The 23,570-nt window shown below is 65.9% G+C and carries 21 protein-coding genes and 1 tRNA gene; 11 read left to right on the plus strand and 11 right to left on the minus strand.

The features are described from left to right. The first annotated feature begins 436 nt into the window (after nucleotides 1-436). From IEX43_RS13760 to IEX43_RS13780, 5 genes are all read left to right on the plus strand, one after another. Nucleotides 437-1,843, plus strand: coding sequence for a hemolysin family protein (locus tag IEX43_RS13760; RefSeq protein WP_229666462.1), 1,407 nt, complete (start codon nucleotides 437-439; stop codon nucleotides 1,841-1,843). Further along, nucleotides 1,840-2,910 carry a hemolysin family protein gene (locus IEX43_RS13765; RefSeq protein ID WP_104184943.1) on the plus strand — a complete coding sequence of 357 codons (1,071 nt, stop codon included), beginning with the start codon at nucleotides 1,840-1,842 and terminating at the stop codon, nucleotides 2,908-2,910. The genes IEX43_RS13760 and IEX43_RS13765 overlap by 4 nt, the downstream gene beginning before the upstream one ends. Nucleotides 2,911-3,043: 133 nt before the next feature. Beyond that, nucleotides 3,044-4,033, plus strand: a complete 990-nt coding sequence (locus IEX43_RS13770; RefSeq protein WP_188811826.1) for a metal ABC transporter solute-binding protein, Zn/Mn family — start codon at nucleotides 3,044-3,046, stop codon at nucleotides 4,031-4,033. Further along, nucleotides 4,030-4,845, plus strand: coding sequence for a metal ABC transporter ATP-binding protein (locus IEX43_RS13775; protein ID WP_188727836.1), 816 nt, complete (start codon nucleotides 4,030-4,032; stop codon nucleotides 4,843-4,845). Before IEX43_RS13770 ends, IEX43_RS13775 begins: the two co-directional genes overlap by 4 nt. Beyond that, nucleotides 4,845-5,723 carry a metal ABC transporter permease gene (locus IEX43_RS13780; protein WP_104184940.1) on the plus strand — a complete coding sequence of 293 codons (879 nt, stop codon included), beginning with the start codon at nucleotides 4,845-4,847 and terminating at the stop codon, nucleotides 5,721-5,723. Before IEX43_RS13775 ends, IEX43_RS13780 begins: the two co-directional genes overlap by 1 nt. Here the strand turns inward: IEX43_RS13780 and IEX43_RS13785 are convergent. Then, nucleotides 5,720-6,184, minus strand: a complete 465-nt coding sequence (locus IEX43_RS13785; RefSeq protein ID WP_188811828.1) for a Fur family transcriptional regulator — start codon at nucleotides 6,182-6,184, stop codon at nucleotides 5,720-5,722. The genes IEX43_RS13780 and IEX43_RS13785 overlap by 4 nt on opposite strands. A gap of 94 nt (nucleotides 6,185-6,278) precedes the next feature. Here IEX43_RS13785 and IEX43_RS13790 point away from each other — a divergent pair, with 94 nt between their 5' ends. Continuing rightward, entirely contained in the window at nucleotides 6,279-6,935 is a 657-nt protein-coding gene (locus IEX43_RS13790) for an MBL fold metallo-hydrolase (RefSeq protein ID WP_188811830.1), read from the plus strand. Here IEX43_RS13790 and IEX43_RS13795 read toward each other — a convergent pair. Then, nucleotides 6,932-8,035 carry a PLP-dependent cysteine synthase family protein gene (locus IEX43_RS13795; protein WP_188811832.1) on the minus strand — a complete coding sequence of 368 codons (1,104 nt, stop codon included), beginning with the start codon at nucleotides 8,033-8,035 and terminating at the stop codon, nucleotides 6,932-6,934. The two genes, IEX43_RS13790 and IEX43_RS13795, sit on opposite strands and share 4 nt — an antisense overlap. 76 nt (nucleotides 8,036-8,111) lie before the next feature. Between IEX43_RS13795 and IEX43_RS13800 the strand changes: the two genes are divergently transcribed. The 3 genes from IEX43_RS13800 to IEX43_RS13810 are packed head-to-tail and all read left to right on the plus strand — an operon-like array spanning nucleotide 8,112 to nucleotide 10,575. Then, entirely contained in the window at nucleotides 8,112-9,008 is an 897-nt protein-coding gene (locus IEX43_RS13800; protein WP_188811834.1) for a sulfurtransferase, read from the plus strand. Next, entirely contained in the window at nucleotides 9,005-10,153 is a 1,149-nt protein-coding gene (locus tag IEX43_RS13805) for an NAD(P)-dependent alcohol dehydrogenase (RefSeq protein ID WP_188811836.1), read from the plus strand. Before IEX43_RS13800 ends, IEX43_RS13805 begins: the two co-directional genes overlap by 4 nt. After that, nucleotides 10,150-10,575: an HIT family protein gene (locus IEX43_RS13810; protein WP_188811838.1), complete on the plus strand. Its 426-nt coding sequence runs from the start codon at nucleotides 10,150-10,152 to the stop codon at nucleotides 10,573-10,575. Before IEX43_RS13805 ends, IEX43_RS13810 begins: the two co-directional genes overlap by 4 nt. 57 nt (nucleotides 10,576-10,632) lie before the next feature. Here the strand turns inward: IEX43_RS13810 and hrpA are convergent, their stop codons facing one another. Next, a complete protein-coding gene (gene hrpA, locus IEX43_RS13815; protein WP_188811840.1) occupies nucleotides 10,633-14,628 on the minus strand; it encodes an ATP-dependent RNA helicase HrpA in 3,996 nt (1,331 codons plus the stop codon). Between the two features lie 90 nt (nucleotides 14,629-14,718). After that, a complete protein-coding gene (locus IEX43_RS13820) occupies nucleotides 14,719-14,886 on the minus strand; it encodes a hypothetical protein (protein WP_188811843.1) in 168 nt (55 codons plus the stop codon). An 81-nt stretch (nucleotides 14,887-14,967) separates the two neighbouring features. Between IEX43_RS13820 and IEX43_RS13825 the strand changes: the two genes are divergently transcribed. After that, complete coding sequence (locus IEX43_RS13825; protein ID WP_188811845.1) at nucleotides 14,968-15,936, plus strand: GlxA family transcriptional regulator; 969 nt, start codon at nucleotides 14,968-14,970, stop codon at nucleotides 15,934-15,936. Nucleotides 15,937-15,992: 56 nt separating this feature from the next. On the opposite strand, the gene IEX43_RS13830 is transcribed toward IEX43_RS13825, so the two are convergent. The 7 genes from IEX43_RS13830 to IEX43_RS13860 all read right to left on the minus strand — a co-directional run bounded on the left by IEX43_RS13830 (nucleotide 15,993) and on the right by IEX43_RS13860 (nucleotide 21,726). Beyond that, nucleotides 15,993-16,325: a protealysin inhibitor emfourin gene (locus IEX43_RS13830; RefSeq protein ID WP_188811847.1), complete on the minus strand. Its 333-nt coding sequence runs from the start codon at nucleotides 16,323-16,325 to the stop codon at nucleotides 15,993-15,995. A gap of 61 nt (nucleotides 16,326-16,386) precedes the next feature. After that, nucleotides 16,387-17,439: a M4 family metallopeptidase gene (locus tag IEX43_RS13835; RefSeq protein ID WP_188811849.1), complete on the minus strand. Its 1,053-nt coding sequence runs from the start codon at nucleotides 17,437-17,439 to the stop codon at nucleotides 16,387-16,389. 124 nt (nucleotides 17,440-17,563) lie between these two features. Further along, a complete protein-coding gene (locus IEX43_RS13840; protein ID WP_229666463.1) occupies nucleotides 17,564-18,259 on the minus strand; it encodes a hypothetical protein in 696 nt (231 codons plus the stop codon). Between the two features lie 386 nt (nucleotides 18,260-18,645). Beyond that, nucleotides 18,646-18,721 (minus strand) — tRNA-Arg (locus IEX43_RS13845). A 114-nt stretch (nucleotides 18,722-18,835) separates the two neighbouring features. Next, on the minus strand, nucleotides 18,836-20,380 hold the full coding sequence (locus IEX43_RS13850; RefSeq protein WP_188811851.1) for a ferredoxin--NADP reductase: 1,545 nt from the start codon (nucleotides 20,378-20,380) through the stop codon (nucleotides 18,836-18,838). Next, nucleotides 20,377-21,249, minus strand: a complete 873-nt coding sequence (locus tag IEX43_RS13855) for an FAD:protein FMN transferase (protein ID WP_188811853.1) — start codon at nucleotides 21,247-21,249, stop codon at nucleotides 20,377-20,379. The genes IEX43_RS13850 and IEX43_RS13855 overlap by 4 nt, the downstream gene beginning before the upstream one ends. Before the next feature lie 3 nt (nucleotides 21,250-21,252). Next, nucleotides 21,253-21,726, minus strand: coding sequence for an FMN-binding protein (locus IEX43_RS13860; RefSeq protein WP_188811855.1), 474 nt, complete (start codon nucleotides 21,724-21,726; stop codon nucleotides 21,253-21,255). A gap of 178 nt (nucleotides 21,727-21,904) precedes the next feature. On the opposite strand from IEX43_RS13860, the gene argS reads away from it, so the two are divergent. Beyond that, a complete protein-coding gene (gene argS, locus IEX43_RS13865) occupies nucleotides 21,905-23,569 on the plus strand; it encodes an arginine--tRNA ligase (RefSeq protein ID WP_188811857.1) in 1,665 nt (554 codons plus the stop codon). Nucleotide 23,570 lies beyond the last annotated feature (1 nt).

A 23,570-nucleotide genomic window follows, 5' to 3' on the forward strand; every position in this document is an offset into this window, starting at 1 on the left:
TCGTGTGTTAACTGCCAATAAGGGTGACCCAAATCATGAAGTGACGCGGGGATCGCGGAATATGGCGGGAAACTGCGTCATCAACGGTGCGTTGCGCGGCGCCGGAAAGTCCGCCCGCGAAGCGCCCGGCGGGCGGCAGTGCGGGTGAAGCGGGCGCAGGTGCCTCCTGTAGACTGAAGCTCTTATGGACAGTAAATCTAGGTGCCGGCCTGGGGGCTGTCAGCGGAGCATGAAGAGCAGCGCCGCGCAGTCCACCCGCAGAGCCGGCAAACCCCGAACACGAGCCCATCACCCGCCGGCAGCGCAGCCGGCCAGAGCCCCCGGGGAACTGGCGCCGGTTACCGCCGACCATCCTCCGCCGGGAAGACCTCCCAGACTCCGCATTTCCCCTTCTTTTGCCATGCCGTTCAGCACCGCCTTCCAGGCGGGATGCTGAATGGAATGGCTTCTCCTTGCAGCAGGCCTGCTGCTGATCGCCGGCACGGGATTCTTCGTGGCGGTCGAATTCTCCCTTATTGCCCTGGACCAGCCCACGGTCCAACGTGCCATTGACGACGGCGACGCCGGCGCTGTCCCTTTGCTCACCTGCCTGAAATCTCTGTCCACGCAGCTGTCCAGCTGCCAGCTGGGCATCACTCTGACAACGCTCCTGACCGGCTATGTGATGGAACCCTCGGTGGGACGCCTCCTGGAAGCCCCCCTGGCCGCCGTCGGACTTCCCGACGTCGCCGTCGCTTCGGTCTCCCTGGTCCTGGCCATGGTGCTCGCCACCCTGCTCTCGATGCTCCTGGGCGAACTGGTGCCCAAGAACATGGCCATCGCGCTGTCCTTCCCGGTTGGCCGGGCGCTCGCCCGGCCCCAGCTGATGTTCACTGCCGTCTTCAAACCGGCCATCGTGCTGCTCAACGGGTTCTCCAACAAGGTGCTGAACGTCTTCGGACTGGAGGCGAAGGAAGAAATTTCCGGGGCCCGGACACCGGCGGAACTAGCTTCGCTGGTGCGCCGGTCGGCGGCCATGGGAACGCTCGACGCCGGCACTGCCAACTTCGTGGCGCGTACCCTGAACTTCTCCGCCAGGACAGCGGCTGACGTCATGACGCCCCGCATCCGGGTGGAAACGATCGATGCCGACCAGCCCGTGTCGGATGTCCTCAGTGCTGCACGCCGGACCGGATACTCGCGGTTCCCGGTGATTGGCGATTCCGCCGATGACATCCGGGGTCTGGTCCACGTTAAGAAGGCTGTGGCTGTGCCGTGGGACCGCCGCCAGAACCTGGAGTCCGGTGCCATCATGACGGAGGTGCTGAGGGTCCCCGAGACCATCCACCTCGACGCCCTGCTTGCGGAACTCCGCGAGGGCAACCTCCAGCTCGCCGTCGTCCTGGACGAGTACGGCGGAACCGCCGGCATCGCCACGCTCGAGGACCTGGTGGAGGAAATCGTGGGAGAGGTGGCCGACGAGCATGACAAGGTCCGCCCTGGACTCCTGCAGAGTGCCTCCGGGGACTGGTACTTCCCTGGCCTGCTCCGTCCGGACGAGCTGTCCGAGCAGATTCCCCGGCTGAGCGTCCCGGACGAAGCCGCCTACGAAACGGTGGGCGGATACGTCATGAGCAAGCTGGGCCGGATCGCCGTCGTTGGGGATACTGTCCCCGTTGGCGGCGGCACGCTGAGCGTCACCAGGATGGACGGGCGCCGCATTGACCGGATCTGCTTCCGGCCGGCTGCCGACTCCGACGACAACGACCGGGCGGACAGCTCCCAGCGGGACGACCATTCCAGGCAAGACGACAAGTCCACACGTAACGGCAGGAACCAACGCGACGACAGGGCTGAACGATGAGCGACTGGGCCGGAATCTTCTGGCTGGCTGTGCTGCTGCTCGGCAACGCCTTTTTTGTGGCCGCTGAATTCGCAGTCATGTCCGCGCGGCGCAGCCAGATCGAACCGCTGGCCGAGGCCGGGTCCAAGCGGGCGCAGACCACCCTCCGCGCCATGGAAAACGTGTCGCTGATGCTGGCGTGCGCCCAGCTTGGCATCACCGTCTGCTCCCTCCTGATCCTGCTGGTGGCCGAACCGGCCATCCACCATCTCCTCGCCGTACCGCTCGAGACGCTCGGCCTGCCCAAGGAAGTTGCCGATGTGGCTGCGTTCGCGGTGGCGCTGATGCTGGTGACGTTCCTGCATGTGACCTTCGGGGAAATGGTGCCAAAAAACATCTCGGTCAGCGTGGCTGACAAGGCGGCGCTCCTGCTTGCCCCGCCGCTGATGTTCGTTGCGCGGCTGGTCCACCCCGTTATTTCGGTCCTCAACTGGTCGGCCAACCACATCCTCAAGCTCCTTCGGATCGAGCCCAAGGATGAGGTGAACTCCTCCTTCACACTGGAGGAAGTGCAGTCCATTGTTCAGGAGTCCACCCGACACGGGCTGGTGGATGACGACGCCGGGCTCATCACCGGCGCGCTGGAGTTCTCCGAATACACAGCCGCGGACATCATGGTTCCCCTGGAGAAGCTGGTCATGCTCCGGGCCGCCACCACTCCCGTGGAGTTCGAGAAGGCCGTGAGCCGCACCGGATTTTCCCGGTTCCCCATGCTTGACGAGGACGACATGCTGTACGGCTACCTCCACGTTAAGGATGTACTGTCCATCCCCGAGCAGGCCTATGAGCGGCCCATCGCCGAGAGCCGCATCCGCTCCCTGGCCAACCTGGCGCTGGACGATGAGATCGAGAAGGCAATGTCCGTTATGCAGCGCACCGGATCCCACCTTGCACGGGTGATCGGACCCGATGGCAACACCAAGGGCGTCCTGTTCCTGGAAGACGTGATCGAGCAGCTCGTCGGCGAGATCCGGGATGCAACCCAGGCCACGGGCATCCGGCGGCTGGGGCAGCCCAACGGGGGATAGCGGAACGGTGCCCTTCTCCGGCGTGCGGAGGGCACCGTCGCCATGGCACCCTTCTTTTCTAAATAGGAATCATTCCCATTTAGGTATAAGCTGGGATGGTTGTTTTCGCCCCTCCCCACTGAATGAGGTTTCCGTGCGCCGTCCCGCCGCTGCCCGATCGTCCCTCGCTGCCCTTGCCGGGCTCGGCCTGCTCCTTACCGCGTGCAGCCCGCAGGCGGAACCCGCTCCGGAAGCCGCCGACGGGATCAACATCGTGGCCTCAACGGACGTCTATGGTGATATCGCCAAAACGATTGGCGGCGACCAGGTCAACGTGACCGCCATCATCACCAAGACCAGCCAGGACCCGCATTCCTACGAAGCCACCGCCCAGGACCGGCTTGTGGTCTCGAAAGCCGACCTCGTCCTGGAAAACGGCGGCGGCTACGACGACTTCATCCACACCCTGGCGGAGGACAGCGGCCTTGACGACGCGAAGGTGCTCAACGCCGTCGAACTTTCCGGCCTGGCGCACCCTGAGGAAGAGGAAGCCACCGCGGACGCCCCGGCGACGGAACCCGCGGAAGAAGACGAATCTGGCCACGACCACGGCGAGTTGAACGAGCACGTCTGGTACAGCCTCCCGGCGGTGGAACAGCTGGCCGATGAGATCGCCGCCAAGCTGGCCGAACTCGAGCCCGCCTCTGCCCCGACATTCCAGTCCAACGCCGCGGCTTTCAAAGCCGGCATAGAAGAACTGCACGGAAAGCTGGACGCACTGAAGGCTGCTTCGGCGGGTGCCCAGGTGGCCGTAACTGAGCCGGTGCCGGTATACCTCCTGGCGGATGCCGGGCTGGTGAACACCACGCCCGAGGACTACACTGCTGCGATTGAAGAGGGCTCGGACGTCCCGCCGGCAGTGCTCAAGGCCGCCACTGACCTTGTGGCCTCGAAGTCGGTGCGCCTGCTCGCCTACAACAGCCAGACCGAAGGCCCGCAGACGGAGTCGCTGAAGAAGGCGGCAGAAACTGCCGGGGTTCCGGTGGTTGACTTCAGTGAAACACTGCCGGAGGGCAAGACGTACCTCCAGTGGATGACGGACAATGTGGACAACATCACCAACGTTCTGGAGACAAATAGTTGAAACCCGTGGTCAGCCTCACCGGAGCGTCCCTGAAGTTCGGCAAGCGGGCGCTCTGGGAGGATCTGGACCTGGACATCATGCCTGGCGAGTTCTTCGCCGTACTGGGTCCCAACGGAAGCGGCAAGACCAGTTTCCTGAAGGTCCTGCTGGGGCTCCAGGACCTTCACCGGGGGCAGGCCATGCTTGGCAGCCGCCCGGTGGAACGCGGCAGCAGCCTCATCGGCTATATACCCCAGCAGAAATCGTTCGCCCCGGACACCCCCATGCGGGCCCGGGACCTCGTTGGCCTGGGCGTTGACGGCCACCGGTGGGGCCTGCGTCTGTCCCCGGGCAAGGCCAACCGAAAAATCGACCAGCTCCTTGAACTGGTTGGGGCCACGGAATACGCGAAAGTTCCGGTGGGTCAGCTGTCCGGCGGCGAACAGCAGCGGCTGCGGGTTGCGCAGGCCCTAGCCACGGATCCCCAGATCCTTCTGTGCGATGAACCCCTGCTCTCCCTGGACCTACACCACCAGCAGGCGGTCAGCGCCCTGATCAACAAACAGTGCCGTGAGCAGAACAGTGCCGTGGTTTTCGTGACGCACGAAATCAACCCCATCATCGATTACGTGGACCGGGTGCTGTACCTGGCCGGCGGCCGCTTCAAGGTGGGTACGCCCGAAGAGGTCATGACCACCGAGGTCCTTTCCGACCTTTACGGAAGCCATGTTGAGGTGATCCACGCCAACGGGCGCATCGTGGTGGTGGGCCTGCCGGATGCCACCACCCACCACCATGCACCAACGCATGTGCTGGCCGGAGAGGCAGCCTGATGGACGCGGACAGCATTCTCGGCGCGATCTTCAGCTTCGAAAACTACGGCGAACTCCTGGTGCTGGTGCAGAACTCCATCTGGGCCGGTGCCGTCCTGGGCCTCCTGGGCGGCCTGGTGGGGACCTTCGTGATGAAGCGCGACCTGGCGTTTGCGGTGCACGGCATCTCCGAGCTCTCCTTCGCCGGGGCTGCCTTTGCGCTGCTCATCGGCGCCGACATCGTGTTTGGATCGCTGATCGGGTCCGTCACCGCGGCGCTGCTACTGGGCCTGATGGGTGTCCGGGCCAGGGACAAAAACTCGATCATCGGCGTCATCATGCCATTCGGATTGGGGCTGGGCATCCTGTTCCTGTCCCTGTACGAAGGCCGGGCCGCCAATAAGTTCGGCCTGCTCACAGGACAGATCGTCTCCGTGGACACGGTCCAGCTGCAGGCGCTTGCCGGAACGGCCGTGGTGGTGATGGTGGCCCTGGTGGCCATCTGGCGGCCCCTGAATTTCGCCAGCGTGGATCCTGAACTTGCCGAGGCCCGCGGGGTTCCCGTGCGGACGCTTGCCATCGTCTTTATGGTCCTGCTGGGCGTCAGCGTGGCCCTGTCCATCCAGGTGGTGGGAGCCCTCCTGGTCCTGGCCCTGCTGATCACGCCTGCCGCGGCCGCGCTCCGGGTGACGTCCTCGCCGGTTGCCGTGGTGCTGCTCAGCGTGGCCTTTGCGATGACCGCCACCGTAGGCGGGATCCTGCTGGCGCTGGGAGGACGCATTCCCATCAGCCCCTATGTCACCACGCTGTCCTTCCTGATCTACGTGGTGTGCCGGGTGGTTGGGTCGGTGCGGGCCCGGAAGGGAATCAACGGGCGGGTCCTGGCGGGAACGGCTTAGAGGCTGCCGGCGGCCTTGCGCGCCGTGCAGTCCGGACACAGGCCGAAGATCTCCACGGTGTGCGCCACCTCTGTGAACCCGTGCTCTGCGGCTGTGCGCGCCGCCCAGGTCTCCACCGCCGGAGCCTCCACTTCCACTGCCTTGCCGCAGTTCCGGCACAGCAGGTGATGGTGGTGTCCGGTAACGGCACAGCGGCGGTACACGGCTTCGCCGTCGCCGTTGCGCAGTACATCCACCAGGCCCTCGTCCGCGAGCGACTGGAGAATCCGGTAGGCGGTTGCCAGTGAGACCGAAACGCCCTGGTTCTGGAGGATCCGGTAGAGCTCCTGGGTGCTGACGAAATCGTCCAGCTCATCCAGGGCCGCGCTGACGGCCCTGCGCTGCTTCGTGACGCGCTGCTCCTTGCCGCTCCCCGTCCCCGGGGACGACGTGGTGGAATCAGCCTTGGCGCCGACGGGCATGGGTGGACTCGCTTCCTCAGGATGGTGGCAAAGATCCAGATTACCAGCCGGAGCTTCGTGGACATGGTCCCGGGGCGGACCCTAGGCTGGCGCTATGAAGCTGACGAAGTACACCCATTCCTGTGTCCGGCTGGAAAAAGACGGCAGGGTCCTGGTCCTGGATCCGGGCAACTTCTCGGAATCGGCTGAGGCCCTGCAGTCCGCTGAAGCGGTCCTGGTAACGCACGAGCATGCCGACCACATTGACGTTCCGGCCGTGGTGGACGCTTTGCGCGCAAACGCGGGACTGGCGGTCTTCGCCCCGGCGCGTGTTACCGGCCAGCTGCAGGACAAGGCCACCGGCGAAGCCGCGCGCATTCACGCCGTGAACCCGGGCTCCACCTTCCAGGCGGCCGGTTTCACCATCCGCAGCTTCGGCGGCCAGCATGCCCTGATCCACCCGCAGATCCCCATTGTGGCCAACATCGGCTACCTGATTGACGACAATGTCTACCATCCGGGGGACTCCTTTGTGGTCCCGGACGGCATCAGCGTCAAGACGCTGCTGGTTCCCCTCCACGCGCCGTGGAGCAAGGCAGCCGAGGTGCTGGACTTCGTGATCGGCGTCAGGGCGCCGCGCGCATTCCAGATCCACGACGGGCTGCTCAACGAGAACGGCCTGAAGGTTGTGGAAGGCCATGTCCAGCGGATCGGTGCCAAATACGGCACCGAATACACGCACCTGGCAGCCCGGGAGTCTGTGGAGGTCTAGGCCGGGTCTCCGGTCCAGGTGCCCGTGTCCATGAATTGCCGGAGGACCGCTTCGTACGGCGCAGGGTCCAGCCCCTGGGCGGCCAGCCAGTCCTGGTTGTAGTAGTTGCCTGCGTAGCGCTCACCGCCGTCGCACATCAGCGAAACGATGCTGCCTGAGCGGCCCGTGGCCACCATCTCTGCCACCAGCTGCCACACACCCCAGAGGTTGGTCCCGGTGGAGGGGCCGGCGTGGAGTCCCGCAAGGCCGTGGAGGTGGCGCATCGCGGCCACTGACGCGGCGTCCGGCACCTGCACCATGCGGTCGATCACGGACGGCACGAAGCTGGGTTCCATCCGCGGCCGCCCGATTCCCTCGATCCGGGACGGCAGGCCTGCCGGCGCGCCGGAGGTGCCCCGCCAGCCCGGGTAGAACGCCGAATTTTCCGGATCCACCACCAGCAGTTGTGTTGGGTAGCTGTGGTAGCGGAGGTACCTGCCGATGGTGGCACTGGTTCCGCCGGTGCCGGCTCCCACCACGATCCACTGGGGTACAGGGTGTTCCTCCAGCGCGAGCTGGCCAAAGATCGATTCTGCAATGTTGTTGTTTCCCCGCCAGTCAGTTGCCCGCTCGGCGTAGGTGAACTGGTCCATGTAGTGGCCGTTGCAGGTCTCCGCGACCTCCTGGGCGGCCGCGTACACCTCGGACGCGTGCTCCACCAGCAGGCAGGACCCGCCGAACTGCTCGATCAGGGCGATTTTCTCGGGACTGGTGGTGCGTGCCATCACGGCAACAAAGGGCAGGCCCAGGAGCTGCGCGAAATATGCCTCGGACACAGCCGTGCTGCCGCTGGAAGCCTCCACGATGGTGGTGTCCTCCCGGATCCAGCCGTTCACCAGCCCGAAGAGAAACAGGGAGCGGGCCAGCCGGTGCTTGAGGCTGCCGGAGCGGTGCGTGGACTCGTCCTTGAGGTAGAGGTGGACGCCCCAGTGCTCCGGAAGGGGGACAGCGTAGAGATGGGTGTCGGCGGAGCGGTTGTTTTCTGCCCTGATCTTGCGGATTGCCTGGTCCGCCCAGTCCCGGTCCGAGGTGTACCGGCTGGCGCTGTGCTCGATCTTCACCGCACCAGCCTACCCGGGGCTGTAAGGGCTGCCGTTAGAGTGGAGCCGTTGGACCTACCACCGCTGGAGGAGTGCAGTGAACCCCCTGATGGATGTTGCCGGGCTGCAGGCCCGCCTTGCGGATCACCGGCGCACGGTACTGCTGGATGTGCGTTGGGCGCTGGGCGATCCCCACGGCTACCGCCACTACCTGCAGGAGCACCTGCCGGGTGCCGTGTTTGTGGACCTGCAGACAGAACTTGCTGCCCCTGCAGTTCCCGAACGGGGCCGCCACCCGCTGCCGGCGGCCGAGGATTTCGAAGCGGGCGCCCGGCGCTGGGGCATCAACGACGGTGACGTCGTGGTGGCCTACGATGACAGCGGCAACATGGCGGCGGCGCGGGTGTGGTGGATGCTCCGTAACGCCGGGCTGGCGGAGGTATACCTGCTCGACGGCGGCCTGGCCGCCTGGCGTGCCGCGGGGCTTCCGCTCGAAGCGGGGCCCGTTGTTCCGGAGCCCGGCCGTGTGCATCTGACGAACGGGAAGATGCCGGCCATCGACGCCGCCGCAGCCGCCGCCTGGCCGGACGCGGGCCTCCTGCTGGACGCACGGGCGGGGGAGAGGTACCGCGGCGAGTTTGAGCCCATCGATCCGCGGGCCGGGCATATTCCCGGGGCTATCAGTGCGCCGACATCGGAAAACGTGGACGGCAACGGGCGGTTCCTGGCCGCTGGCGCGTTGCGCCGCCGGTTTGAGTCGCTGGGTGTCCGCGACGGAGTGCAGGTCGCGGTGTACTGCGGATCCGGGGTTACTGCCGCCCATGAAGTCGCAGCCCTGGAAATCGCCGGATTCCCCGCTGCACTCTATCCGGGCTCCTTCTCGGAGTGGTCCAACAACCCGGCCCTGCCCGTGGCCACCGGGGCTGAACCGGGCCGCGGCAGCGGATGGCCGGGTGGCACCACGCCTCCGGGCAAGGGTAGCGTCGCACTATGACTCCAGGACGCCCCGTACCTCCGCCCCTTGCACACCCTGCCACCCCTTTGACGGCGGCGTCCGGAGGAGGCGTTCCAGCGGCCGCTTACGGCGCAACGTCCCCGGACAGCGGGTTGGTGCCGCTGACCCTTGCCCGGCGCACCCCCCAAGCCGACGACGTCGAAATAGCCATCGAATTCTGCGGCCTGTGCCACTCGGATGTGCACGCCACCCGCGGCGAGTGGGGCGGCAGTACCTGGCCGCTGGTGCCCGGACACGAGATCGTGGGCACCGTCAGCCGGGTGGGTTCCGCTGTTGTGGACTTCGCCGTGGGTGACCGGGTGGGCGTGGGGTGCATCGTCGATTCGTGCCGTCACTGCGAAAGCTGCCTGGACGGCCTTGAGCAGTACTGCGAAAACGGCATGACCGGCACCTACGGTGCCGTGGACCGCCGTAACGGTGACGCCGTTACCCAGGGCGGCTACTCCTCGTCCATCGTGGTGGACCGGCGCTACGTCCTGCGGGTGCCGGAATCGCTTGACCCTGCCTCCGCTGCGCCACTGCTCTGCGCGGGAGTGACGACCTTCTCCCCGCTGCGGCACTTCGAGGTCGAAGACGGCGATGTTGTGGGCGTGGTGGGGCTGGGCGGCCTGGGCCACATGGCCGTCAAGCTTGCCAAGGCCATGGGCGCAACGGTGGTGGTGTTCACGACGTCGGAGGCCAAGGTTGCGGCCGCCCTTGAGCTCGGCGCGGACGAGGTTGTCCTGTCCCGGGACGAGGACGCGATGGCCGCAGCCAACCGCACCATCGATCTCATCATCGACACCGTGGCAGCTCCGCACGACCTCAACCCCTACTTCCGGACACTCCGCGTTGACGGTGCGCTCTTCCAGCTGGGGCTCCCCTCGGAGCCGATGCCGCCCGTCAACCCCGGCGCACTGATCCGGCGCCGGATTGCCTACGCCGGCTCCCTCATCGGCGGCATTGCAGAAACCCAGGAGATGCTGGACTTCTGCGCGGAGCACGGAGTGGCCGCGGAGATCGAGATGGTCCGCGCCGACCAGCTCAACGAAGCCTACGACCGGATGGTGGCAGGCGATGTGAAATACCGGTTTGTGCTGGACACCAGCACCCTGCACGCACCCGCCAAGGAGGCACACGCATGAGCACACTGTTTACCAGGATCCTGAACGGCGAAATCCCCGGCCGCTTTGTCTGGCGGGAACCGGAGGTAGCTGCCTTCCTCACCACCGGGCCGCTCGCGGATGGCCACACGCTGGTGGTCCCCACCGAGGAAGTGGACCGCTGGACCGACGCATCCCCGGAGACATTGGCCAAGGTCATGGAAGTGGCCCGCCGGATCGGCGCGGTCCAGGTGGAGGTCTTCGACGCGGCGCGGGCAGGCCTGATTGTGGCCGGCTATGAGATCAACCATCTCCACGTGCACGTCTGGCCTTCCCGGAGCATGGCCGAGTTCAACTTCGCCACCGCGGACCAGAACCCGGCCCCGGACGTCCTGGACGCCAATGCGGAGAAACTCCGCCAGGGCCTCCGGGCTGCGGGATACGGCGAGTTCGTTCCGGCCTGACCTCCAGTCCGGCGTGGACCCGGCTGCGGGTCCGCGCCGCGACAGGGGGAGGGACTCCTAGGCCGGGGCCAGCGCCTTGTTGAGCACGGCACGGATGCGCTTCTCGGACACCGAGTACGCTGTTCCGAGCTCGACGGCGAACAGGCTCACCCGGAGTTCTTCGAGCATCCAGCGCACCTGGGTTAATTCAGGTCCGGCCTTGCGTCCCGGAAGCAGTGCAGACACGGCGTCGTCGTAGTCGTCCTCGAGCCGCTGCACCACGGCCATGTTGAGGGCATCCCGCTGGACGTTGCCCGGCAGGCGTTCCAGCCGCTTTTCGATGGCGGAAAGGTACCTGGGGAGCTGGCTGAGCTGTGCATAGCCCGTCCGTGCTACAAAGCCCGGATACACCAGCTGCTCCAGTTGGCTCTTGACGTCATTGAGGGCAGAAATCAGCGCCAGGCTGGTGGTCCCCTTCAGCTGCTTTTCGATCCGCCGGGTGCTGGCAAGGATGCGCTCCACTACGGCCGTCACACTGAACACCGTATCGATCAGTTCTGCCCGGACCACCTCATACAGGCGGTCAAAGGACGCCCGGTCCCACGGCAGTTCCTGGGGCGTGAGCTTGTCGATGGCAGCCAGCGCACAGTCGGCAATCAAGGCCGAGACGGAGCCGTGCGGGTTCTGGCTGAACGTCAGTTTCTCGGTGTTGCTCAAGTGCTCCAGCACGTAGCGGTCCGGTGCAGGGACGCGCAGGGCCAGCAGGCGGATGACGCCCCCGCGCATCGCTTCCGCCTGTTCTGCCGCCGTCTGGAACACCCGGAGCGCCACCGACGTTCCCTGGTCCACAGGCGCCGGGTATCCCGTGACGGTGTGGCCCTTGACTGAGTTGCTCACCTGCCGCTGAAGGGTCCCGAAATTCCATTCCGCCAGGCCGTCCTGCTCCCTGAAACCGGCTGCAACTGCGGTTCCCGGCACCGTGGCCGGCTGCTGTGCCCCGGGGGAACCGCCGCCGAACGCTGTCCCGGACGCCTGCGCCGCTTTCCTGCCGTTGCCGGAGGACTTGCCGCTGCCGGGTGCCGTGGAGGCGGGCGTGGCGCCGAGGGATTCGGCAATGGCCCGCCGGGTGGCCGGAGCCAGCTTCTCCTGCAAGGCTGCGAGGTCCTTGCCCTCATCCAGGACCTTGCCCCTGCTGTCCACCACCTTGAAGGACACGCGCAGGTGGGCCGGGACGGCATCCCAGTTCCACGATCCAGGCGGGACGATATGCCCGCGGATGCGGCGCAGGGCAAGCTCAAGGGACGGCTCCAGGTCATCGGCCGCCGGATCAAAGTCGGCTTCCAGCACTGCCACTGCCTGGCGCGCCACGTCCGGGGCAGGAACGAAGTTCTTCCGGATCTGCTTGGGCAGCGACTTGATCAGGGCTGTCACCAGCTCCACGCGCTGCCCGGGGATCAGCCAGCGGAAGGCTTTGTCGTCCAGCTGGTTGAGGAACAGGACCGGCACTTCGGCGGTAACGCCGTCGGAGGGGTTGGGCGGTGACCCCGGAGCCACGGGGTGGAACTCGTAGCTCAGCGGAAGCTCGAAGCCCTTGTGTACCCAGGTTTTGGGGTAGGCGGAATCATCGAGGCCGTCCGCGTCGTCGCTGAGGAGGAGCGACTTGTCGTAATCCAGGAGGTCGGGGTTCTTCTGCCGTGCCTCCTTCCACCACTTGTCGAAGTGCCGCTCGGACACCACGTCAGGTCCGATCCGCGCATCGTAGAACTCGAACAGCGTCTCGTCATCCACCAGGAGGTCCCGGCGGCGCATCCTGGCCTCCAGCTCCTCAACCTCATGCAGGAGGGCCCGGTTGCGGTGGAAGAACTTGTGGTGGGTTTTCCAGTCGCCTTCCACCAGGGCATGCCGGATGAAGAGTTCCCGGGCGACGACGGGGTCAACCCTGCCGTAGTTGATCCTGCGCTGGGCGATGATGGGCACGCCGTAGAGGGTGACCTTTTCGTAGGCCATCACTGCACCCTGCCGGGTGGACCAGTGGGGTTCGCTGTAGCTGCGCTTCACCAGGTCCGGTGCCACCTGTTCGGCCCACACAGGATCGAACTTCGCAGCCACCCTCGCCCAGAGGCGGCTGGTCTCGACGAGCTCCGCCGCCATCACGAACGTGGGCGACTTCTTGAAGAGGGCCGAGCCGGGGAAGATGGCGAACCGGCTGCCCCGGGCACCTGCATATTCGCGCTTGCGTTCGTCAAGGATGCCGATGTGGCTCAGGAGCCCGGAAAGAAGGCTGATGTGGATGCCCTCGTGGTTGCCTACGGGATCGGCAAGGCGCTTGTTGTCGAGGCTGATGCCCAGGGGCCGGGCGAGTTGCCGCAACTGGGCAAACAGGTCCTGCCACTCCCGGACCCGGAGGTAATTGATGAACTCGGCCCGGCACATCCGGCGGAAGGCCGACGAGGACAGCTCCTGCTGCTTCTCCTGGATGTAGTTCCAGAGGTTAAGGAAGCCTGTGAAGTCCGAGTTCTCGTCCTTGAACCGGTTGTGCTTTTCCGCCGCGAGTTGCTGCTTGTCGGTTGGACGCTCGCGCGGGTCCTGGATGGTGAGGGCAGCTGCCAGGATCATCACTTCGCGGACGCAGCCGCGTTTTCCCGCCTCCGCGATCATCCGGCCCAGCCTGGGGTCTACCGGCAGCTGGGCGAGCTGCTGCCCGATGGCGGTGAGTCCGCCCCCGCTTTTCGCCCCGTCCGTGCCGTTCTGCGGCCGGGCGGCAGCGAGGGCGCCGAGTTCGCGGAGCAGCGTGACGCCGTCGTTGATTGCCCGCGTTTCAGGTGGTTCCACGAACGGGAAGTTTTCGACGTCCTTGGGGCCGCGGGCCACTCCCATGGCGGTCATCTGGAGGATGACGGCAGCGAGGTTGGTCCGCAGGATCTCCGGGTCCGTGTAGAGGGGCCGGGACTCGAAGTCTTCCTCCGAGTAGAGGCGGATGGCGATGCCGTCCGAGACGCGGCCGCACCGCCCCGAACGCTGGTTGGCGGACGCCTGCGAGACCCGCTCGATGGGCAGGCGCTGGACCTTGGTGCGGTGCGAGTACCTGGAGATGCGGGCGGTTCCGGTGTCGATCACGTATTTGATGCCCGGCACGGTCAGCGAGGTTTCGGCCACGTTGGTGGCCAGTACGATCCGCCGCTTGTTGCCCGGGTGGAACACCTTGTGTTGTTCCTGCAGGCTCAGGCGGGCGAAGAGCGGAAGGACTTCCGTTCCGGCTAGCCGGCGGTTGGACTGAATGCGGGCCTGCAGCGCGTCGGCCGCATCCCGGATCTCGCGCTCGCCGGAAAAGAAGACCAGGATGTCGCCGGGTGCTTCGGCGGCAAGTTCGTCGACGGCGTCGCAGACGGCGTCGAGCGGGTCGCGGTCTTCCTCGAGTTCGTCGTCGGAACCATTTTCATCATCGGGGCCAGCACCACCGGGCGGCTGCGACAGCGGGCGGTAGCGGATCTCCACGGGGTAGGTCCGCCCGGAGACCTCGACGATGGGGGCGGGTTGGTCGGGGGTGCCGAAATGGTTGGCAAACCGTTGGGGGTCGATGGTGGCGGAGGTGATGATCACCTTGAGGTCCGGCCGCTGCGGCAGGATCCGCTTTAAGTAGCCCAGGATGAAGTCGATGTTCAGGCTGCGCTCGTGGGCCTCATCGATGATGATGGCGTTGTACTTACGGAGCAGCTTGTCCCGCTGGATTTCCGCCAGCAGGATGCCGTCCGTCATCAGCTTGACCTTTGTGGCGCGGCTGACTTCCCCGGTGAAGCGGACCTGGAAGCCCACTTCCTGCCCGATGTCCACGCCCAGTTCCTCGGCGATGCGCTCAGCCACGGTGCGCGCGGCCAGCCGGCGGGGCTGAGTATGGCCTATCAGGCCATTCTCGCCCAGCCCAAGCTCAAGGCACATCTTGGGAATCTGGGTGGTCTTACCGGAGCCGGTCTCGCCGGCAATGATGGTGACCTGGTGAGCTGCGATGGCTGCCATCAGGTCTTCGCGCCGTTCGGAGACCGGCAGCTCAGCGGGATAGGCGATGTGAAGTGTCATGTCTGCTGACAGTCTACTGCGGGAGCCCGGGCATCCCGCTTCGACTGCCTGCAGTTGCGGCCCTTGCTGGCTGGAGGAGGTGCTGCCGGCTTAGAAGACGCGGAGCGTGTAGTTGATGCTGGGAAGGTCCAGGGCGGACCACGCTTCGTGGGATTCCACTGGAGGCGTATGTCCCCTTCCGTCACGCAGAAGCGCTGAAACGGTGGCGGCGAGAACGAGGAGGATCACGATGAGGAGGGCGGTTACGAGGAGTTCCATGCCTCCATGCTTCTCCTGTCAACAGCTGGACAGAAGTGGCAGAAATGCCTAAAAAGCTTAAATTCCTGCCACAATGGAAGCATGCTCAAATCAGTGGCAGTCATCGTGGTTCCCAATTTTTCGATGTTCGAATTCGGTACTGCGTGCGAGGTCTTCGGCATCGACAGATCGGCCCGGGGCAGCGGGGTTCCGGCTTTCGATTTCCGGGTGTGCACCCCCTACCCGGGAAACGTGCCGATGAAGTCGGGGCTGTCCATGACCGTGGGCCTCGGACTCGAGGCCACAAAGGATGCGGACCTGGTCATCATGGCCCCCTACGGCCGGGACGACGAACTGCCCGAACCGGTTCTGGAGGCGCTCCGCGCTGCGGATGCCAGGGGCGCCTGGGTGATGTCCATCTGCTCCGGAGCGTTTGCCCTGGCCCGGGCCGGCTTGCTCGACGGGCGCCGCTGCACTACCCACTGGCACTATTCGGGCCAGTTGGCCGCCGAACATCCGCTCGTGCAGGTTGACGAAAACGTGCTGTATGTCCAGGACGGCAACATCATCTCCTCCGCCGGTACCGCCGCGGGGATCGATGCCTGCCTCCACCTGGTGCGTGTGGAACTGGGGGCGCACGTGGCTGCCGCGATCGCCAGGGACATGGTGGTTCCTCCGCACCGCGATGGCGGCCAGGCGCAGTTTATCGACCGGCCCATGCCTACCTGCGGTTCAGCCCCCATGGAAAAACTGCTGCGCTGGATGGTGGAAAACCTGGAGCACGAGCACACCGTGAATGAACTGGCGGCACGGGTCCACATGTCGCCGAGGACCTTTGCACGGCGGTTCAGGTCGGAGACTGGAGCCACCCCCGCCGCCTGGCTTAACTCGCAGCGTGTTCTCCGCGCCCAGGAGCTCCTTGAATCCACTGACCTCACCATCGACGAGATCGCCAGGGAGTCAGGCTTCGGGCATCCTGTCCTGTTGCGCCACCACTTCGCCAGGGTCCTGGACACCAGTCCGCAGTCATACCGCCGGGCCTTCCGCGGCCAGCTGGCCCGGGTGGGGTAGCTCCTGCCTGGCACAAGCGGTCCGGACTCCGGCCGCAGCCCGGCTTTCCGGACCACTCAGCCGGGGGATGCCCCGTCCTGCCGCCGCTGGGCGCGCGATGCCTCAGCCGCTTCCCGGGTGCTGTCCACCAGGACCCGCCATGGCCCGGTGACTGCCTGCTCCGGAAGTGCAGCCCGGTGCTGCCCCGCCCGAATGGCATAAATAAACCTGTCCGGCTGCTGCCCGGCGAACTTCTCCGCAGCGGCCCGTGGTGTCCTGGGCACCGAATCCCACGGGCACGCCTCAACAATGGGCTGCCACTGGTTGAGAGCGGTCTCGGAACGGGCTTCCACCGTCCACACCCTTGGTATGGCGGCGATTCCTCCGGTGCGCTCAACGCTGATCTTCATGGCCTGGTCCTTGGGCTTCCCCTACAGCCCGGACGGCCGAAAAGCGCCGGCCGGGCGTCCGTTAAAGCTTGACCTTCACAGTTTCCCACGCCAGCTGTACGGCGTCATGCTCGGGGGACCCGGAACCGAAGAGTTCCAGGGCAGACGCAGCCGTGGCGCGGGCAAAGACCCTGAAGGTGGCGGCAGGCGGAAGCGATCCGCCGGTGAGCGTCTCGTACCAGATGCGCCCGGGGGAGTCCCAGGCGTTGCCGCCAAGAGACTCCGCTACCAGGTAGAAGGCACGGTTGGGGATGCCGGAATTGATGTGGACGCCGCCGTTGTCCGCGCTGGTCCTCACGTAGGTGTCCATTGAGTCCGGCTGGGGGTCCTTGCCCAGCACGTCGTCGTCGTACGCCGTTCCGGGGGCCTTCAGGGAGCGCAGGGCGCGGCCCTCCACATCAGGTGTGAAGATGCCCTCGCCAATAAGCCAGCTGGCCTCAGCAGCGGACTGGTTGTTGACGTACTGTTCCACCAGCGCGCCGAAGACATCGGACATGGATTCGTTGAGGGCACCGGCCTGGTTCCGGTACACGAGCGCAGCTGAAAACTGGGTAACGCCGTGGGCGAGCTCGTGCCCGATGACGCTCAGGGATTTTGTGAACCGTTCAAAGACTTCACCGTCCCCGTCGCCGAAAACCATCTGCTTCCCGTCCCAAAAGGCGTTGTCGTAAAGCTGGCCAAAGTGGACCGTGGCGTTCAGGGGCAGCCCCCGTCCGTCGATGGAGTTCCGTCCGAACACGTCGGCGTAGAGCCGGTGCGTGTGGCCAAGCCCGTCATAAGCTTCGTCGGCCGCAGGGTCGCCGACAGGTGCCTCGCCTTCCTTGCGCACCAGCGTGCCAGGGAGAATTTCCGCGCTGTTTGCGTCAAAGACGGTCCGGTGCGGTGGTCCGGGCTTGGCCTGGCGGACGCCTGCCGGAACGTCCGGTACGGGCTGGGCCCGCGCTGAACGAAACGATTCGACATGGCCTAGAGCTTCCCTGGCTGCCCTGGCCGCCGACGAAAACTCCGGCGCACCCTGTTTGGCCAGCCTTCTCAGCATGTATGGCGGGACGATGGAACAGAACGGACCGTGCATGGCGTACCCCCTCAACTTGGTGAATTCAGACTACGAGGAGCCACCGACAATCCTTGGCAGGCTCACGCCGCACCTGGTCTGCGGTACGAATCCAGACAGAATCCGTCCCGTTCCCGGACCGGGGTCAGGACCCTCCGGCCAGCACATCCACGTGGACGTGGTCGAGGTGGCGCAGGATCTCGTTGCGGGGCTCGGGTGCGCGGTACTCCTGCCATAGCCCCCGGGAGCTGTGCACGCTCCAGAAGCGGTCGTCGAAAATGACGTACTGGATGTCCAGCTCGTCGGCATGGGCGACCAGCCAGTGGGCCAGCATCCACCCCGCACGCCGGTTCTCCCCGGTCACCGGGCGGAAGAACACATCGACAGCCCGGCCGTCGTAGTGCGTGGACTCAGCTCCATGTCCCTGGCCGACGCCGCCTGGCGCGAACCCTCCAAGGCTTTGGGTGCCGAACACCTCGGTCATGGCTCCGCGCAGCCGCTCGGCACGGGGTGTCAGGCCGTTGTCACCCAGCTGTTGTTCCACCAGGCCCGAGGCGGCCGAGCCCCGGCAGCTGAGGGAAGGACCGGCGTCCCCGGGTGGGCCGGCGGCCAGCTGCTGCAACACCGCCGCGTCGATGCCGGAGGTGTCCGGTGACTCCACACCGCGGGCCAGGAGTGCGACGGCTGTTGTGGCCCGTTGCGCCTCCTCACGGTTGAGCCCTACCTTTCCGTCAGGGGTCTCCACAATGCACTCCGGGTTCCACACCAGCGAACCGCCGGCGCCCCGCAAACCGCTGAGCAGGCCCGGCCCAAGGAGTATCAGCGCTGATGAGAACAGCACAAAAACAAGAAATCCCGGGAGCAGTCGAAGCGGCCCGCGCCGGCTTCCTTGAGTTCTGTCGCGGCTCAGCATGGGACCACACAGGTATTCCGCAACGGGACATCGGGGGTGGGACTGGCCAGCTCCCGGGGCAGGGCCGGCCCGGGAACTTTCGTGCTGGTCACGGCGTTTCGGCCTACGATGACGCGCCTCTCGTTGGGTGGCAGTGCTCCGGTGATGGGAAAGGGGGGGGCATGGGAAAGGGGGTGCACTGCTGAAAGGTTTAATTCACAGCCCTGGCCAAAAGTTCCCGCGGGAGGAGTCCCGGGCCCGGGGTGCGAGTTGAATGCAGCACCCGCCGAAATGCAGAAAACCACCAGAAATCCGTGATTTCTGGTGGTTTTCGTTGGTGCCCTCGATAGGATTCGAACCTACGACCTTCTGCTCCGGAGGCAGACGCTCTATCCCCTGAGCTACGAGGGCATTCCGGGGTTCCTGCCGTTGCCGGCGGGACGTCCTAGAGCTTAGCAGTAAGGTGGCCCGCAAGTGAAAATCGGCGCGGCCGCACTGCCCCAGGCGCCTCCCAGCGGTGAAAAGTCAGTAGCCGGAGAACGAGTCAACGTGCACTTTTGCCGCCCCGGCCTGTTTGGCGGCCCGCCGCAGTGACGCAACGCTCGCAGGGGATCCCGAGACGTACACCTCCCGGCCGGCGACGTCGGGGACCAGGGCACGGATGGCCTCGCCGTCCACCCGCGTGCCATCCCAGGACGCGCCGGCCAATCCCGACGGCGGCACGGAACCATCCGCCACGCGGACCAGGACGCGGATGCCGGCCGCCCGCAACTCATCCGCATAGGCAACCTCGTCCGCGCTCCTGGCCAGCAGGAGCAGCACTGCATCCCGCTCCCGCAACCCTCCGGAGGACACATGCGAAAGGTAGGGCGTGACGCCTATCCCGGCGGCAATCAGCAGGACAGGCTTGCGCGGATCGCGGGGGAGGACAAAATCCCCTCCAACCGACGTGGCCGTCACCTCGTCTCCCGGGTTCAGCGACAGGAGGACCTTCTTGGCTGCGGACAGGGGCTCCGCGGTCCGCACCCCAAACTTGACCAGGCGTTCACTGGGCGAACCCGTCAGGCTGAACACCCGGCGTCGTCCCTTTCCGTCCGATTTTGCGTGCGGAAGGTCCAGCTCCATGTATTGCCCAGGCACAAAGCGGACAGGCCGGGACGGCTCGAAACTGAACTCGGTGGTGCTGGGCGTCAAAGGCCTGGTTCCACTAAAACGGAGGAGCACCCTGCCCCGCTGCCCCATCAGGAACGCGATCACATTGCCCAGCAGCAGCGCTGCCTCCGGAGAATTGGCCAGGAAACCGAAGTTGTAGGGGACGGCGAACACCACGCCAACAACAGCAGCCAGTGCCAGCTGCTGCCACCTCCGAGGCGGCAGCGTGAGTGGTTCGGTGAGCATGAAGCCAACAAAAAACAGCAGCGGCCGCTGTGCCAGGGATTGCCACAGCGCCATGCCAACGGACATGCCGGCCTGCAGTAGTTCCGCAGTGATGATGGCGGTGGCCACCGCAAGGAACACGGAGGCCATCAGGAACTTCCGGGTCCTGTGCAGGACCAGGAGGACGCCGGGCACCAGCACCCACAGCATGGCAGGGGTGGCTGCCCACCAGGTTGCGATATTGAGCCCGGTGAGCCCGGCCATGAAGGCTCCCGCCGCGGCGGCGTTGAAGATGTGGCGGCCGCGCCAGGCGAGCGCGTACTTTGATGCCGACGCGAGCACGCAGGCCAACGCCACGCCTGCCACGTCCAGCGGGGCGAACGAGGGCCAGAACAGGAAGTACAGCAGCAGGCCGGTGATGAGCGAGGACTCGGAGTGCGGCCGGACCCGGAACAGTGGCGCCAGCGCCCTGTTCGACGCGTACGTCAGGCCAAGGCACAGCACCAGGTGCGCCAGCATTTCGGGAATACCGAACGTCAGCCACCCAAGGGCATCAAGCACAAGGCTGTACACAGCCAGGACTGCAAGGACAAGGAGGACCAGCCGGTACATGGTGAACCGGCCCAGCGCGGTGTCCAGCCGCGCGCCCAGGGAGGCGCCCGGCGGCGCCTTCGGGGTTTCAACAGGGCTCATGTGAACAGTGTCCCTTCAAACTCTGCGGAGTGGGCTGCACTTCCGTCCGAGAAAACGGTCAGCCAGGAGAAATCGAAGGCCTGCTGGAGTCCGGCGCCGGGGACAAAGAAGAGGGCCGTTGCCAGGGCGTCGGCCAGCATCGTGGTGTCTGCCAGCGCCCACGTTGCCACGGCGGTCCTGACAGGCCGGCCGGTCTTTCCGTCCAGGATGTGGTGCAGGCCGTCCCCCCAGGCGCGCCGGTTGGCCGCGGAGGCGCACAGCGCCCGGCCCGCCAGCTGCACCACCCCTATGGCCTGTGTTGGGTTGTACGGATGTTCGAGTGCCACCGGAACAGGATCCGGCCCCTTCACCAGCAGGTCTCCGCTGGCATCAACGATGAACGCGTCCACGCCTCCCGCCTCCAGTTCGGCAGCCACCAGGTCCACCAGCAGCCCTTTGCCGGCAGCTCCGATGTCCAGCACAACGGGAACCCCAATGGTGAGGGTGCTGCCGTCCCACTCCAGCACATCGTCCCAGGCCGGTGCCGGCAGTGCGGAGCCGGAGGGGCGAAGGGAGTAGCCGGCGTCGTACCCCAAACGCTCCAGGCTTGGGCCAATGAGCGGCGTCATGCCCCCGCCGGTGGCCTCATAAAGAGTCCGGTACAGCTGCCCCAACGCACCAGCCTCCGCGGGAAAGTCATACCTTCCGGCGTCCCTGGCCATGGCACTGACGCGGGAATCCGCCCGGAACCGGGACCAGTCGGCGTCGAACCGCTCCACCAGGCCGAGCAGGCGCGCCCGCAGGAGGGGATCGAGGGGCCGGGGCGAGGATATCTCCCAGTGCGTGCCGATCCCCTTAAAGGCAAACTCCTCCCAGCCGCCGCCCGGCACGTCCTACCTGGCCTCCGACTTGATCTGCTCCACTGCCTGGTTGAAGCCGCCGCTGGTGAGGGAGGAACCGGCAACCTTGGAAACATTGAGCTCATCAATGTTCCTGCCCACCACCTGCCCGGCGATCCCGCCGGCAAACTCGCCCTGGAACTTGCGGGTGTTCGGGTTGGACGGGTGCTGGGTGATCTGCACGTCCGTGACGGCCCCGGACGCCAGGGTCAGCTCCACACCCACAGTTTCGGTACCGTTCGGCGAGACGTACGTTCCATCAGCGCTGTAGGTGCCGTCCTTGTAGCCGGATCCGCTGCCGGCCGGCGTTGATGCGCCGGACGAGGGACTGCCTCCGGAGGTGCTGCTGCCGGAGGCTTCGGGCGCGGGGGAGGAGTCTCCGGCAGACGGGGCGCAGGCGGCCACCGTTCCGGCCAGGGACAGGCCTGCGATTCCGGCATAAACACTTTTACGGACTGAGGGTCTCATCAGGGCTCTCGTTTCATCGGTGGGCGGGGCAGGAACTGCTGGGTGGTTACGGTGTTGTCAACGCCAAACCCAGCGTATTGGTTCAACCTGTGACCGCCTTCACCGTTTCCTGTGGACCACCAGGCATCGGAAACGCCCCGAATTACTTGCTGTTACTGGGCCCCGGTAGGCTAGAGGGGTGACTCCCGAAGAACTCTCCCTCGCCATATCCGCCTGCCTGAAGGAAGCCGTCGCCGCCGGCGACATCGCCCTTCCTGCATCAGCTGTGCCTGACGAGGTGCGCGTGGAGCGTCCAAAGAACAGGGACCACGGAGACTGGGCCACCAATATCGCCCTTCAGCTGGCGAAGCAGGCGGGCACAAACCCACGGGAATTCGCCACGATCCTCAGCGCACGGCTGAAGTCCATCGACGGCGTGTCCGCCGTGGACATCGCCGGGCCGGGGTTCCTGAACATCACTGTGGACGCCGCTGCTGCCGGTGCGCTCGCCAAGGCGATTGTCGAAGCCGGAAAGCAGTACGGCACCAACTCGGCGCTCGCCGGCCACACCGTGAACATGGAGTTCGTTTCCGCCAACCCCACCGGGCCCCTGCATATCGGGCACACCCGCTGGGCAGCCTTGGGGGATGCGATCGCCCGCGTACTGCGCGCCTCCGGTGCCGAGGTCACCGCCGAGTACTACATCAACGACGCCGGCACGCAGATGAACGTCTTCGCCCACTCCGTCTACAACCGGCTCCACGGGCTTCCCGTGCCTGACGGCGGCTACCCCGGACAGTACATCGCCGACCTTGGCCACGAGGTGCTTACCGAGCACCCGGACATCCGCGAACTGACGGAAGTAGCGGCCCTCCCGGTCATCCGCGCCGCTGCCTACCAGGCACAGATGAAGGACATCAAGGCCACCCTTGCGGACTTCGGCGTGGAGTTCGACGTCTTCTTCTCCGAGCAGGAACTGCACGACGCCGGCGCCATCGAAAGTGCCGTGGCGCGGCTGCGCGAGCAGGGCCACGTGTTCGACGACGGCGGTGCGGTGTGGCTGCGGACCACGGACTTTGGCGACGACAAGGACCGGGTGATGATCCGCGCCAACGGCGAACCCACCTACTTCGCCGCGGACGCAGCCTACTACCTGTCCAAGAAGGACAGGGGCTTCACCGAGAAGATCTACCTGCTGGGCGCGGACCACCACGGGTACATCAACCGGCTCAAGGCCATTGCGGCCTGCGCCGGCGACGATCCCGAGCTCCACATCGAGGTGCTGATCGGACAGCTCGTGTCCGTCAACGGAGCCAAGTTGTCCAAGCGGGCCGGAAACATCATCGAGCTCAAGGACCTGATCGACTGGCTCGGGAAGGACGCTGTCCGCTACTCCCTGGCCCGGTTCCCTGCGGATTCGCCGTTGACCCTCGATCCGGAGCTGCTGAAGAAGCACAGCAACGAAAACCCAGTGTTCTATGTGCAGTACGCGCACGCCCGCTCCCGCGGCGCCGCCCGGAACGCCGTGGCCGCCGGTGTGGAACGCCAGGTGGACGGCACGGACTCCTTTGACGCTTCCCTGCTGGACCACGCCACGGAGAACGAGCTGCTCTCCTACCTGGGCAGCTACCCCTCGATCGTGGCCAAAGCCGCCGAACTGCGCGAGCCGCACCGGGTGGCCCGGCACCTTGAAGTGATTGCCGGTGCCTACCACCGCTGGTATGACGCCTGCCGTATTGCGCCGATGGGCGACGAAGCGGTGACTGACGTCAACCGCACCCGGCTGTGGCTCAACGACGCCACCAGCCAGGTGCTGGCCAACGGTCTCGATCTGCTGGGTGTCTCCGCCCCGGAACGGATGTGAC

Origin of the sequence: Pseudarthrobacter polychromogenes, assembly GCF_014644495.1 — a bacterium.
Classification (GTDB): Bacteria; Actinomycetota; Actinomycetes; order Actinomycetales; family Micrococcaceae; genus Arthrobacter; species Arthrobacter polychromogenes.